General features: G+C 64.7%; 14 protein-coding genes and 1 tRNA gene. 10 read left to right on the top strand and 5 right to left on the bottom strand.

Annotation, left to right across the window (positions count from 1 at the left end; genetic code table 11):
- Positions 1-56 precede the first annotated feature (56 nt).
- Complete coding sequence (locus I6F16_RS15665; protein WP_225111533.1) at positions 57-1,034, top strand: GlxA family transcriptional regulator; 978 nt, start codon at positions 57-59, stop codon at positions 1,032-1,034.
- A 66-nt stretch (positions 1,035-1,100) separates the two neighbouring features.
- Here I6F16_RS15665 and I6F16_RS15670 read toward each other — a convergent pair whose 3' ends face one another.
- Positions 1,101-1,877: a cyclase family protein gene (locus I6F16_RS15670; protein ID WP_225111532.1), complete on the bottom strand. Its 777-nt coding sequence runs from the start codon at positions 1,875-1,877 to the stop codon at positions 1,101-1,103.
- 72 nt (positions 1,878-1,949) lie between these two features.
- Positions 1,950-2,939, bottom strand: coding sequence for a fumarylacetoacetate hydrolase family protein (locus tag I6F16_RS15675; protein WP_225111705.1), 990 nt, complete (start codon positions 2,937-2,939; stop codon positions 1,950-1,952).
- Positions 2,940-3,048: 109 nt separating this feature from the next.
- On the opposite strand from I6F16_RS15675, the gene I6F16_RS15680 reads away from it, so the two are divergent.
- Genes I6F16_RS15680 through I6F16_RS15700 form a run of 5 tightly spaced genes read left to right on the top strand, consistent with a single transcriptional unit; the run spans position 3,049 to position 7,014 of the window.
- Positions 3,049-3,969 carry an ABC transporter substrate-binding protein gene (locus I6F16_RS15680; protein WP_225111531.1) on the top strand — a complete coding sequence of 307 codons (921 nt, stop codon included), beginning with the start codon at positions 3,049-3,051 and terminating at the stop codon, positions 3,967-3,969.
- 12 nt (positions 3,970-3,981) lie between these two features.
- A complete protein-coding gene (locus I6F16_RS15685) occupies positions 3,982-4,686 on the top strand; it encodes an FCD domain-containing protein (RefSeq protein WP_225111530.1) in 705 nt (234 codons plus the stop codon).
- A complete protein-coding gene (locus I6F16_RS15690) occupies positions 4,683-5,489 on the top strand; it encodes an ABC transporter ATP-binding protein (RefSeq protein ID WP_225111529.1) in 807 nt (268 codons plus the stop codon). Before I6F16_RS15685 ends, I6F16_RS15690 begins: the two co-directional genes overlap by 4 nt.
- Positions 5,486-6,250 (top strand): ABC transporter permease subunit, encoded by a 765-nt coding sequence (locus I6F16_RS15695; RefSeq protein WP_225140835.1) that lies wholly within the window; start codon positions 5,486-5,488, stop codon positions 6,248-6,250. The genes I6F16_RS15690 and I6F16_RS15695 overlap by 4 nt, the downstream gene beginning before the upstream one ends.
- Positions 6,247-7,014, top strand: coding sequence for an ABC transporter permease (locus I6F16_RS15700; RefSeq protein WP_225111527.1), 768 nt, complete (start codon positions 6,247-6,249; stop codon positions 7,012-7,014). The genes I6F16_RS15695 and I6F16_RS15700 overlap by 4 nt, the downstream gene beginning before the upstream one ends.
- Before the next feature lie 77 nt (positions 7,015-7,091).
- Here I6F16_RS15700 and I6F16_RS15705 read toward each other — a convergent pair.
- A tRNA-Met gene (locus I6F16_RS15705) sits at positions 7,092-7,168 on the bottom strand.
- A gap of 388 nt (positions 7,169-7,556) precedes the next feature.
- Here I6F16_RS15705 and I6F16_RS15710 point away from each other — a divergent pair.
- Positions 7,557-9,149 carry a choline dehydrogenase gene (locus I6F16_RS15710; protein ID WP_225111526.1) on the top strand — a complete coding sequence of 531 codons (1,593 nt, stop codon included), beginning with the start codon at positions 7,557-7,559 and terminating at the stop codon, positions 9,147-9,149.
- Positions 9,150-9,354: 205 nt separating this feature from the next.
- On the opposite strand, the gene I6F16_RS15715 is transcribed toward I6F16_RS15710, so the two are convergent.
- A complete protein-coding gene (locus I6F16_RS15715; RefSeq protein ID WP_036020969.1) occupies positions 9,355-10,116 on the bottom strand; it encodes an SDR family oxidoreductase in 762 nt (253 codons plus the stop codon).
- A gap of 121 nt (positions 10,117-10,237) precedes the next feature.
- On the opposite strand from I6F16_RS15715, the gene I6F16_RS15720 reads away from it, so the two are divergent.
- Both I6F16_RS15720 and I6F16_RS15725 read left to right on the top strand, forming a co-directional pair.
- On the top strand, positions 10,238-10,750 hold the full coding sequence (locus I6F16_RS15720; RefSeq protein WP_035997319.1) for a CvpA family protein: 513 nt from the start codon (positions 10,238-10,240) through the stop codon (positions 10,748-10,750).
- A 139-nt stretch (positions 10,751-10,889) separates the two neighbouring features.
- The gene (locus tag I6F16_RS15725; RefSeq protein WP_035997153.1) at positions 10,890-11,672 is read left to right on the top strand and encodes an SDR family oxidoreductase; all 783 of its coding nucleotides are present in this window, start codon (positions 10,890-10,892) and stop codon (positions 11,670-11,672) included.
- A 160-nt stretch (positions 11,673-11,832) separates the two neighbouring features.
- Here the strand turns inward: I6F16_RS15725 and I6F16_RS15730 are convergent, their stop codons facing one another.
- The gene (locus tag I6F16_RS15730; protein WP_035997316.1) at positions 11,833-12,309 is read right to left on the bottom strand and encodes a DUF3775 domain-containing protein; all 477 of its coding nucleotides are present in this window, start codon (positions 12,307-12,309) and stop codon (positions 11,833-11,835) included.
- 125 nt (positions 12,310-12,434) lie between these two features.
- Here I6F16_RS15730 and I6F16_RS15735 point away from each other — a divergent pair, with 125 nt between their 5' ends.
- Entirely contained in the window at positions 12,435-13,283 is an 849-nt protein-coding gene (locus I6F16_RS15735; protein WP_225111525.1) for an MBL fold metallo-hydrolase, read from the top strand.
- Position 13,284 lies beyond the last annotated feature (1 nt).

Raw genomic sequence — 13,284 nt, forward strand, 5'->3', positions numbered from 1 at the left:
GAAATGTCATAACACACGCAATTCCTGCCAAGCCTTCCCTGCTCAAGGCGCTGTCAATGGCCCGTTCCGCCCCCCGCCGCGTGGTCTTCGTCCTTTTCGACGACTGTCTGCTGCTCGACTTTGCCGGACCGCTACAGGCCTTCGAACTGGCCTGCGAAACGTCGAAAGCGGGGCGCGCGCCCTATGTCTGGCAGATCTGCTCGTTGAAAGGCGGGTCGGTCAAAACCTCGTCCGGTCTGGAGGTGATGACGACCGCCCTCGCTGACTGCGACCACAAGAACATCGACACCCTCATGGTGGGTGGCGGTCCCGGCGTCCATCGCGCCGCTGCAGAAGCCGCGCTGGTCGATTGGTTTCGCCTGGCAGCGCCGAAGGCAAGGCGCGTCTGCTCGGTCTGCACGGGCACATTCATCCTCGCCGCAGCCGGGCTGCTGCGCGGGCGGCGCGCGGTCACCCATTGGGGTTCCTGTGACCTGCTGCGCGTAAAACATCCCGACGTTTCGGTTCAGGTCGACCCGGTCTTCGTGCATGACGGCGGCATCTGGACATCGGCAGGCGTGACGGCCGGCATCGATCTGGCGCTCACGCTGCTGGAAGATGATCTCGGCCATCGCGAGGCCATGCGCATCGCGCGGCGCCTCGTCGTTTTCCTCAAGCGGCCCGGCGGGCAGGCGCAATTCAGCGTGCCGCTGTCAATGCAGGCCTCGGAAGATCGGGCTCTCGAAAAAATTTCGAGCTGGATGCAAGAAAATCTCGGCCGCGATTTGCGTGTCGAAAGTCTCGCCGAACGAGCGGGCATGAGCCCGCGCACCTTCGCGCGCGTGTTTCGCCAGAAGACCGGCCGCACGCCCGCCAAGGCGGTCGAAGAGCTTCGCGTCGAGGCTGCCCGGCGCGCGCTGGAAGTGTCCGCCTCCCCTATCAAGGAAATCGCCGCGCGCGCAGGCTTTCAGAGCGAGGAGCATCTACGCCGCGCGTTCCGCCGCCGCCTGAACGTGCTGCCGCATGACTACCGGGTTCGATTCCATCAAGGGTAGAGACAACAAGCGACGGGCGGGGTGGCTCGACCTTTTGACGCCATGGGCGCCCAACGGGACAATAAGCTACCCCTCCAAAATCGCGACCGCTCGCGTCCAGCCTGCCGAGGCTCGCTCGATCTTGACGGGGAAGCATGACACCTTGAAGCCGGTTGGCGGCAGCAGTTCGAGATTGTGCAGCTTCTCGAGATGGCAATAGCCGATATGGCGTCCGGCCTTGTGGCCTTCCCAGATCAGGCTGGCGTCTTTCGTCTCGGCATATTTCTTCGCGGTGTGAACGAACGGCGCGTCCCAGCTCCAGCCGTCGGTGCCGGTCAGGCGCACGCCGCGCTCGAGCAGGTACATGGTTGCTTCGTAGCCCATGCCGCAGCCCGAGGTGACGTAGTCCTGCCGGCCATATTTGGCGCCGGCGCTGGTGTTGACCACGACGATCTCGAGCGGCCTCAGCTCGTGGCCGATGCGCTTGAGCTCGGCCTCGACGTCTTTGGCCGTCGCGACATAGCCGTCCGGCAAGTGCCGGAAGTCGAGCTTCACGCCGGGCTGGAAGCACCATTCCAACGGCACCTCGTCGATGGTCCAGGACCGCTCGCCGCGATTCATGGTCGGGTGAAAATGCCAGGGCGCATCGAGATGCGTGCCGTTGTGGGTGGAGAGACTGACCTGCTCCACCGCCCAGCCCTGGCCATCAGGCAGATCCTCGGCCTTCAGTCCATCGAAGAACTGCAGCATGCGCGGCAGGCCCTGCTGATGATTGATGTACTGGATCGTCGGATGATTGCCAGGCGGGTCGGCCGGCACGTCGTTCTGGAGGGGGACAGAGATGTCGATCAGCTTGCTCGTCATGGCGCTTCCTCGTTGATTGTTCTCGTTGGCGGCAGTCAGGCGTCGCTTCAAGCGCGCCTTCAGACGCCCCCTTCAGGTTTCTTGCCGCTCGACGCGATTCTTCAAAATGCCGATCTTCTCGACCTCGAGCTCGATCGTATCGCCATGCTCCAGAAACCAGCCGAGCTCGAGGCCGCAGCCATTGCCGACCGTACCGGAGCCGATGAATTCACCGGGCATCAGCGTCTCGTCCTGGCTGACGTGGGCGATGATCTCCTCGAACGAAAACAGCATGCCCTCGCTCACGCCTTTCGAGCGGGTCTCGCCGTTGACGCGCGCTTCCATCTTCAAATGATAGGGATCGCCGATCTCATCGGGCGTCACGATCCAGGGCCCCATCACGTTGCCGCCGTCGAAGCTCTTGCCCTTGGCAGGGCCGAGCCGTCCCTCCATCTCGATGCGCTGGGCGTCGCGCGCGGAGAAATCATTGAAGATGGTGTAGCCGAAGATGTGATCCTTGGCTTTCGCGGCGGAAATGTTCGCGCCCTTGTTCTTGGTGATGATCCCGAATTCGAGCTCGTAGTCCATCACCTTGCTGTAGCGCGGCCATTTCACTGTGGTGTTGGTGCCGCGGACGCTGAAGCGGTTGGTGATGTAGAAGATCGGCTGCTTGCGATAGACCTCGGGCAATTCGCCGAGCGGCTCGGCGTCGATGCGCGCCAATTCCGCCATGTCGCCCTTGGCACGCGCGGCGAGCTTTTGCTGCCCGCGCGGCGCCTGCAGGATGTGCAGGGGGAACGACATGCCGTCGCGCATTTGCCGGGGCACCGGCACCGGCGCGAGGATGTCGACGGTGGTGACCGCCGCCGACAGCGTCGCGTCCTTTCCGTGCTTGTCGAGCAGCGCCCGGGCCCGATCGAGCGCGCGGGGCCCGGCGTCGATCAGCGCCAGCATCGAGCCGAAGGCCGGATCGGCTCCGCCGTCCCGTGCGGCCGCGGCGGCGAGGTCAAGCACCTGGCTGTCATTGCTATGGACGGCTCCGATCTTCTCCTGGCCGGCCGATCTGAACGTTGCGAGCTTCACCTTGGGCACCCCTTGTCATCGTTTCAAATATATGATCAGATAAAATATCGATAAACAAGACTGAAAAATACAAAACGGGGAGAGCGCAGTGAGGCGAACGAGCAGAACGATGTTGGCGGGCCTCGTGCTCGGGATGTCTGCTGGCCTGACGGCACCCGCGCTGGGCCAAGCTAAGATCCAGATTGGCTGCACCGCGACCTCCGACTGCGCCTCGGCCATGGTCGCGGTCGACGAAGGCATCTTCAAAAAGCACGGGCTGCAAGTCGAGATGACGCCGATCGCGATCAACTCCAACATCCCGGCGGCGATCCTGTCGAATTCGATTCAGGTCGGCGGCCCCACCTCCACCGTCTTCTTGCAAGCCGTGGACGGCGGCCTCGACCTCGTCGCGATCGCCGGCGCCTCGGTCATGAACCCGACCTCCAACACCGCGATCGCGGCCTTCGTCCGCAACGGCATCACCATCAAGGATCCCAAGGATTTCATCGGCAAGAAGGTCGGCGCGCCCGGCCTGAACGCCTTCCTGCACGTGCTCTTCGTGAAATGGCTGGTCGAGAAAGGTGTCGATCCCCGAAGCGTCAATTTCGTCGAAGTCACCTTCCCGACCATGGCCGACATCATCAAATCAGGCGGCGTCGATGCGGTGCTCACGGCCGAACCGTTCGTCACGCGCATGAGCAATGCGGGGCTCGGCTCGGTTGGCGCGCGGTACGGCGCCGAGCTCGGCCGCACCGATCCGATCATCTTCTATGCCGCATCGCGCGACTGGGCGGAGAAGAATGTGGCCACCGTGAAGAAGTTTCGCGAGGCCGTCGCGGAGGCCGCCGCGATCGTCAACAGCGACCGCGAGAAGGCCTCGGCCTCGATCGCCAAGTTCACCAAGCAGCCGCTCGATCTCGTCAAGGCGACGCCGCCGAACCAGTCCGAGCCGAACCTCAAGCCGCAAAACCTCAGCTGGTGGATTGAGGTGATGTCGTCGCAGAAGATGCTGCAATCGAAGCTCGACACCGCGAAACTGGTGCTGAACTAAGGGATATCGACGATGCCAGCTCCCGAGCGCACTCTCGAACGCCTGCCGACGGAAGCCGGCACCTTGAGCGAGCGTGCCGCAAACCTCATCGAGCAGGACATCCTGGCGGGAGATCTCGCACCGGGATCGCGGCTGGGCATCCTCGACCTCGTGCAACGTTACGATATCGGCGCCACGCCCCTGCGCGAAGGCCTTTCGCGGTTGATGTCGCGCGGCCTCATCGTCGGCATCGGCCAGCGCGGCTTCCGCGTCGCCGAGGTCAGCCGCGAGGATCTCGCCGACATCACCTGCATGCGGACGGCGGTCGAGATCGAGGCGGTCAAGCTCGCCATCCTCCACGGCGATGCTGCCTGGGAGGCCGGCATCATCAGCGCGCTGCATCAGATGCGCCGACACATCGAGCGCACCGGCGACGAATTCCGCGAGGGCGCGGTGGAGTTCGACCGGCTGCACAAGGGCTTCCACACCGCGCTGCTCGCCGCCTGCGGCTCGCGGCGCATGCTGGCCGCCCACTCCGACCTCTACGACCAGGCCTACCGCTACCGCCGCGTGATGATGGGCGCCATCGACAGCGGCGAGAGATTCATCCGCAGTCACCAGATGCTCGCCGACCTCGTGCTCGCCCGCGACGTGGCCGCCGCGCAAAAAATGCTGGCGGCGCATCTGCACTCGACCATCGATTTCGTCTATCCGCAGGTGAGCGGGGAACAATCATGAGCGTCGTTGCAAGACTCATTGAGGCGCGCGCCGCGCGGCGGCAGAAACCGCGGATCGCGTTCAATGCCGCGACGCTGCGGCTCGGCGGCAAGACCATCATCGAGAATCTCGACCTTCAGGTGCGGCCGGGCGAATTCCTCTGCATCGTCGGCGCCTCCGGCTGCGGCAAGACCACGGCGCTGCGGCTCGCCGCGGGCCTCTACCGCCCCACCAGCGGCGCGGTAACGTTTGAGGCCGAGCCGATCACCGAGCCGCGGCGTGAGGTCGCGATCGTGTTCCAGGATTACGGCAAGGCGCTGTTGCCGTGGCGGACCGCGGCCGGAAACATCTCGCTGGCGCTGGAAGCATCGCGCGTGCCGGCGCGCGAACGCGGCGCACGCATCGAGGCGCTGCTGCGGAAGGTCGGACTGCCCGGTCATGCCGACAAATATCCGACCGAGATGTCAGGGGGCATGCAGCAGCGCCTGCAGATTGCGCGCTGCCTTGCGCAGGAGCCGACCACCCTGCTGATGGACGAGCCGTTCGGCGCGCTGGATGCGATGACGCGGCAGGGCTTGCAGGACGAGGTCCTGTCGCTGACGCAGGCGAGCGAGACCACCGTGATCTTCGTGACCCACGATCTCGACGAGGCGATCTATCTCGGCGACCGCGTCATCGGCCTCTTGCCGCATCCGGGCCGGATCGGGATCGAGCTCGACGTCGACCTGCCGCGTCCGCGCGACCAGCTCGCCACCCGCGAGCATCCGGAATTCCTGCGGCTGCGCCGGCAATTGTTCGACTTCATCAAGGCGACCGAGCATTGAGCCTCGATCGCACCAAGCCCTTGCTGCTGCCGCTGGCGCTGGTGCTGGCGTTTGAGCTCTGGGCGCGCCTCACCCATCTGCAAAGCGACAGCCTGGCGCCGCCGAGCGCAATCCTCGCGGCGCTGGCCACGGCGCTCGCCGATCTCTCGATCCCGATCGCGACCCGCGACACGCTGTTCGCTGCCTTCGCGGGTCTTTCCATCGGCAGCGCCATCGGGCTTGCGCTCGGCATCGCCTTCGGCATTTCGCGTCCGCTTGACCGGCTGATGGAGGTGACGGTCGAGGCGATCCGCCCGATTCCCTCGATCGCGCTGCTGCCGATTGCGCTGATCGCGCTCGGCTTCGGCTACCGGATGGAGATCGTGATCGTGGCGTTCGCCTGCGTCTGGCCGATGCTGATCATGACCCGGAGCGCGGTGCGCAGCATCGAGCCGCGATTGATGGAAGTGTCGCGGGCCTTGCGTCTGAGTGCGCCGCAACGGATCGCGAAGATCGTGATCCCGGCCGCACTGCCGCGGATCTTCGTCGCCTTCCGCCTGTCGGCCGGCATCGCCCTGATCGTCGCAGTCACCGTCGAGATCGCCATCAACCCGATCGGCTTGGGTGCCGGCATCATGCTGGCGCAGCAGGCGCTGCGCGCCGACCTGATGCTCGCCTATCTCGTCTGGATCGGCGCGATCGGCTACGCGCTGAACATGCTGTTGATCGCCGCCCAGCGCCGTCTGTTCGGCCGCGCCGCGCTCGCCGGAGACCATCCATGAAGCGCACCGCGATCCTCTGGCGTTTGGCAAGCGCCCTCGTCGCAGCCGGCTTCATCGCGGCGTGGCAACTCGTCGCCAATCTGAAGCTAGTGTCGCCGGTGTTCCTGCCCGGTCCGGACCGCGCCTGGGCCGCTTTGGTGCGCGGCTTTTCCAGCGGCGATCTCGCGGCCAAGCTCGTCGGCACGCTGGAGCACATGGCCTATGGCTGGTTCGCCGCCTCGATCGCCGGCATTGCGCTTGGCGCGCTGATCGGTTCGTCCCGGATGATGCGCGCCTATGTCGCGCCGTCGCTGGAATTCTTAAGGCCCCTGCCGGTCTCGGCGATCATCCCGGTCGCAATCGCGATGCTCGGGCTGACGCAAGGCATGGCGCTGTTCGTGATCGCCTTCGGCGCGATCTGGCCGATCATGCTCGCCACCGTTCACGGCTTTGCCGCAGTCGAGCCGCGGCTCTATGAGGTCGCCCGCTCGCTGCAGATGTCGCGCACCGCAATCATCGCCAAGATCGCCCTGCCCTCGGCATTGCCGGATATCCTCGCGGGCATGCGGCTCAGCCTGACCGTCGCGCTGATCCTCTCGGTGGTCTGCGAGATCCTGGCCGGCCTCGACGGCCTTGGTCACTGGGTGCTGCTCTCGGCACGCGCGTTCCGGTCCGCCGACCTCTTCGCCGGCGTCATCCTGCTCGGCGCGACCGGATATTTGACGTCGATTGCGATGTCACTGGTCGAGCAGCGGCTACTCGCCTGGCAGACCGCGGCGAGGTAGCGCGGCGATCCCATGCCAAACAAAAACGGCCCGCTTCGCGCGGGCCGTTGTCGTCTCGGATCCGGTCAATCCGAATTTGGTTGCGGGGATAGGATTTGAACCTATGACCTTCAGGTTATGAGCCTGACGAGCTACCGGGCTGCTCCACCCCGCGTTAAAGCTTTGCGTGCCTTCGGTTAAATCCTGGGGACGGTCGGTTGAGGCCGGCGCTGGTCGCGCTGGCTTTCCACTTCCGTCCCAAAGGCTTCCTTGGAAGGCGACCCGAGGGGCAATGCCCGTCGGGTGCGGGGGGTATGTATCAAGGCGGGCTGCCTTTGGAAAGGGCTGCGGGAACGTTTTTTTCGACTTTATGACAGGGGAATCGACGAGTTTCCGCGCCGTTCCGCGCGCTCTTGCCAGAAGTTCCACAAACGGCCAGCCTGCGGCAACAAGATTAAGGCCGAAAACGCCGGGGTGCCGTTCCGGGAGGCGAAGCGAACCTCGAGATTCCGGGTTCGCGCTTCGCGCGCCCCAGAATGACGGTAAACGGGGGGGAAACAACATTGACCGACACATTCGATTTCGTCGTCGTGGGCGCGGGCTCGGGCGGCTGCACCGTTGCGGGGCGGCTGTCGGAGGATGCGGGCACATCCGTCGCGCTGCTCGATGCAGGGGGACGCAACGACACCTGGCGGATCACGACGCCATTCGGGCTCGCGTTGCCCTATGCCGCGGCCAACTGGGCCTTCGATACGGTGCCGCAGAAGGGCTTGAACGGCCGCATCGGCTATCAGCCGCGCGGCAAGGGCCTCGGCGGGTCCTCGGCGATCAACGCCATGGTCTATATCCGCGGCCACAAATGGGATTACGACCATTGGGCCGCGCTCGGCAATGCCGGCTGGTCGTATGCGGACGTGCTGCCCTATTTCAAACGTTCGGAAGACAACGCCGATTTCGACGGCGAATATCACGGCAAGGGCGGCCCGCTGCATGTCAACCGGCTGCGCTCGGACAATCCGATCCATGACGTCTTCCATCAGGCCGCGCGCGAGGCGCAGTTCCGCATCCGCGAGGACTTCAATGCCGAGGACCATGAAGGGCTCGGCAGCTACCAGGTGACCCAGCGGGGCGGCGAGCGCTGGAGCGCGGCGCGGGCTTATGTGGCTCCTCATCTCGGCAAGCGGCCGAATCTGCGGGTCGAGACGGGAGCGCAGGCAACGAAGATCCTGTTCGAAGCAGGGCGCGCCGTCGGCATCGAATATGTGCAGGGCGGGCAGACAAGGCAGCTGCGCGCCCGCCGCGAGGTGATCCTCGCCGCCGGCGCCTTCCAGTCGCCGCAGCTATTGATGCTGTCGGGCATTGGCGATGGTGATGCGCTTGCTGCCCACGGCATCGACGTCGTGCATCACCTGCCGGGCGTCGGGCGCAATCTGCAGGACCATCCGGACTTCGTGTTCGTCTACGCCTCCGACTATCCGCACTTCGTTCACGCCTCGATCAGTCGGTTGCCATCCCTGCTGCGCGGTATCCAGCGATATCGCCGCGAGCGGCGCGGCGTGATGACCACCAATTTCGCCGAATGCGGCGGCTTCCTGAAAACCCGGCCTGATCTCGACGTGCCTGATATCCAGCTCCACTTCGTCATCGCGATGCTCGACGATCACGGCCGCAAGAAGCACAAGGAGGCGGGCTTCTCATGCCATTTCTGTCTGCTCAGGCCGAAGAGCCGCGGCAGTATTGGGCTGAAGAGCGCCGATCCGCTCGCAGCGCCGATGATCGACCCGAACTTCTTGGGCGAGGCGGAGGATCTCGAGGCGATGGTCGCCGGCTTCAAGACGACGCGGCGACTGATGGAGACGCCTGCGATGCGGGCGCTACAGAAGAAGGACATGTTCACATCCGACGTGAAGACGGACGAGGACATCCGCGCCATTCTGCGCGCGCGTGTCGACACCGTCTATCACCCCGTCGGCACCTGTAAGATGGGCACCGACGCGATGGCCGTGGTCGATCCGGCGTTGAAGGTGCATGGCATCGGAGGATTGCGCGTCGTCGACGCCTCGATCATGCCGACGCTGGTCGGCGGCAACACCAATGCGCCGACCATCATGATCGGCGAGAAGGCGGCGGATATGATCCGTGGAGAGATGCGCTAAGTCGTTTTCCGTCATTGCGAGCGCAGCGAAGCAATCCAGAGTCTTTCCGCGGTGGGATTCTGGATTGCTTCGCTACGCTCGCAATGACGACGCGGATAGAGCGACGCGTGTACTCGCCGTCTCGAATCGCGGAGGCTCGCCCTCGCCCGGAATTTGCTTTCGCAAATTCCGGCCTCTCCGCACGCGGGAAGAGGCGAAGACACGTTCAACTCAGCAAGAACCCGCCGTCCACGGTCACGACGCTGCCCGTCATGTAGCGCGACGCATTCGACGCCAGCAGCAGAATCGCGCCGTCGAGATCGGACTCGGCGCCGACGCGGCGTTGCGGGATGCGCTTGGCGAGGCGCTCGCCTGCCGGCGTCGACCAGAAGGCGTGGTTCATCTCGGTATCGATATAGCCGGGCGCAAGCGCGTTGATGCGGATGTTCTGGCCAGCGAGCTCGAGCGCCATCGCTTTCGTCGCCTGGATGATGCCGGCCTTGGAGATCGCGTAAGGCGAGAGCGCCTTCAAGACGCCAGTGCCGAGCACGGAGGCGATGTTGACGATGTTGCCCGGCTGCTTGCGCGCGATCATGCGCCGCGCCACTTCGGTTGCGAGGAAATAGGCGCCTTTGAGATTGGCACCAATGACGGCGTCCCAATCCGCCTCGGTCTGCTCGGTCGCGAGCTTCTCGATGGCGATGCCGGCATTGTTGATCAGCACGGTGACGGGGCCGAGCGCGGCCTCAGCGGCATCGACCGCCTTGGCGATCGAGGCAGTGTCGGTGACGTCGAGCGCGACCGCCGCGGCGCGGCCGCCCTTGCCGCGGATCTCCTCTTCCAGGCCCTTCAATTTGTCGGTCTGCCGCGCAGCGAGCGCCACGGCCGCACCATGCGCCGCCAGCACCCGGGCAAATTGCCGGCCGAGCCCCTGGCTCGCACCCGTGACGAGGATGGTTTCTTTACTGACGTCGAATAGGTCTGACATGACGCGTTCCTTGGACGGTTCCTTTAAGCTTTGGAGCCACCAATACAGACGATTTTAGCGATCTGAAACCGGAATGATCGGCTCGGCGTTCATTCGTTCCGTCGAGGCAGGGCTTTCGCGCATGAACAGTTTCGATCTCGCCGTCTATGCCGCGCTGGCAGTCGCGGTCGGCTTGGGGTTCAGGACCGGGCTGCTACGCAGCGCCATGACCATCCTCGCCTATCTGCTCGCCGCCCCGATTGCGGTGGCGCTGATGCCGCTGATCGCACCGCAGATCGCCGGCAATCCGAACTCGCCGCTGCTGCAGAACTGGATCTGGTTCTTCGCCATCTTCGTGGTCGTCGGCATGCTGTTCGGCCATATCGGCCGCATCGCGCTGAACGACACGATCGGCGAGGCCGGCATCGGCGACCGGCTCGGCGGCGCGGCGCTCGGCGCCGTCAGGGTCGGCCTCGTCGCCACTACTTTGGTGCTGGTGTTTGATCAGATCGTGCCGACGAACCGCCAGCCGCCCTTCCTCGCCGGCTCGCATCTGCGGCCGCTGTTCTCGACCGCGGGCCAGATGGGCTTCAAGTCGCTGCCGCCGGAGGCTGCCGCCGCAATCGACCGCCTCAAGCAGGAGCGGCGGATCTAGTCCAGATCATGCCCGCGCATTTGCATCGCCGCAGCGCACGCCATGCATTTTGGTGCGGGCCGATCCCTTATCAGCGGCATCACAGTTGGCTAATGTAGCCGCCGTCCAAAACCTGCCTGACATTTACGGGAGTGAAACAGTGGATCTTGGGATCAAAGGTCGCCGCGCCATCGTCTGTGCATCCAGCAAGGGCCTCGGGCGCGCCTGCGCCTTCTCGCTGGCGGAGGCCGGCGTTGACGTCACGCTGACCGCGCGCGGCGCTGATGCGCTGAAGAAGACCGCCGACGAGATCCGCAAGGCCTATCCCGACGTGACGGTCACCGAGATCGTCGGCGACATCACGACGCCGGCGGGCCGCGAGGCGGTGCTGAAGGCCTGCCCCGAGCCCGACATCCTGATCAACAATGCCGGCGGCCCGCCGCCCGGCGATTTCCGCAACTGGACCCGCGACGACTGGATCAAGGCGATCGACGCCAACATGCTGACCCCGATCGAGCTGATCAAGGCGACCGTGGACGGCATGATGGCGCGCAAGTTCGGCCGCATCGTCAACATCACTTCGGCCGCGGTGAAGGCGCCGATCGACATTCTCGGCCTCTCCAATGGCGCGCGCGCCGGCCTCACCGGCTTCATCGCCGGCCTGTCGCGCAAGACGGTGATCAACAACGTCACCATCAACGGCTTGCTGCCGGGCCCGTTCGAGACCGATCGCCTGACCAGCACCGCGAAGGGCGAAGCCGACAAGCGCGGTGTCACACCGCAGCAGATCCTGGCCGAGCGCGCCAAGCTCAACCCCGCGGGGCGCTTCGGTCAGCCCGACGAATTCGGCTATGCCTGCGCCTTCCTGTGCGGCGCCAAGGCCGGCTTCATCACCGGACAGAACATTCTGCTGGATGGTGGCGCGTTCCCGGGGACGCTGTAGTCGCGTTTGCAGATGTACTCCCTCGCCCCGTTCTTACGGGGGAGAGGGTTGGGGTGAGGGGCTCTCTCCGCAAGCACGGTGACAGTCGGACTCGCGGAGACTCCCCCTCACCCGGCGCTTCGCGCCCACCTCTCCCCGCAAGCGGGGCGAGGTAAAATCATCACCGCTGCTTGGTCGGCTCGTCCTCATCCTGCTGGCTCGGAGCGGAGGAATCGGCGGTGGTGCGCTCATCGGTCCAGTCGATGCCGAATTCGTCGAGCCCGTTCGCGAGCAGATCGCCCAGCATGGGCTCGCCGAGCAGATAGTGCACCGTTTCGCGGCGTGGGCTGCCATATTCACGGCGCGCCTCCGACGCGCGGGCGCGCAGATCGTCCCAGTCATCGATCGTGCCATCGCCGCGTCCGAGCCAGGTCAGCGCGACGAGATCGAGCTGCTCGTCCTCGTTCAGGGCGATCATGAAGCTTCCGAGCTCCTGGACGACAGGATCGGAGCCATCGTCGTCGAGGACGTCCATCATATCGTCGTCGGCCGCGTTCGAGCCGGAGTCCGGATCAGAAGCCCCCTCCTTGACGTCGAATTCGCGCGCCTTCTCGATGATAAAGGCGACCTTTTCCGCGGAAATCGCAAGCTCTGGCATGGCGTCCTCTTCGGCTAGCATCCAGTTCCCCGCGATAACGCCACATCACCTCAGATGATCCATTGCGCCCGATGGCAGAAAACGTGCATGTTCCAGCGCAAGAGCAAGAAAATGGGAGGCGGCGGATGCAGTGGAAGGTCGGCAAGGTCAGGATCACGAAATTCGTCGAAATGGAGACGGTCGGCTCGACCCGCTTCATCCTGCCGGCAGCCACCCATAACGAGATCCAGAAGCTGCCCTGGCTGATCCCGCATTTCGCCACCGACGAAGGCCGGCTGAAAATGTCGATCCACTCGCTGGTGGTGGAGACGCCGACGCGCCGGATCGTGGTGGACACCGGCCTTGGCAACGACAAGCAGGGCCGCGGCGTCCCCACCTGGAACAACCGCAGCACACCCTTTCTGGAGACCATGACAGCAGCGGGGTTTCCGCCTGAGAGCATCGACACCGTGCTGTGCACGCATCTTCACGTCGACCACGTCGGCTGGAATACGCGGCTGGTTGACGGCCGATGGGTGCCGACCTTCCCGAAGGCGCGCTATGTTTTCGGCAGGACCGAATATGATCATTGGCGTGATTACACGGCCGAGCCGGACAAGGTCGCGGTGTTCAACGACTCCGTGAAGCCAGTGGTCGATGCCGGCCAGGCCGATCTGGTTCCGAGTGACCATCGGCTTTGCGAGGAGATCGAAATGATCCCAACTCCCGGTCACAGCCCGGGGCACATGAGCGTCCTGATCGAGTCCGACGGCGAGCAGGCGCTTCTGACCGGCGACGTTGCCCATCATCCCTGCCAGATGGCCCATCTCGACTGGTGCTCGACTGTGGATACTGATCCCGCGCGTTCGGCGGCAAGCCGGCATGCGGTGTTCTCGCGCTTTGCCGACACACCCACACTGGTGATCGGCGGTCATTATTCCGCCGGACATATCAAGCGAGACGGCGACGCATTCAGGTTCGTGGCGCTGGGGTGAT

Source organism: Bradyrhizobium sp. IC4060, from assembly GCF_020193715.1.
Classification (GTDB): domain Bacteria; phylum Pseudomonadota; class Alphaproteobacteria; order Rhizobiales; family Xanthobacteraceae; genus Bradyrhizobium; species Bradyrhizobium yuanmingense.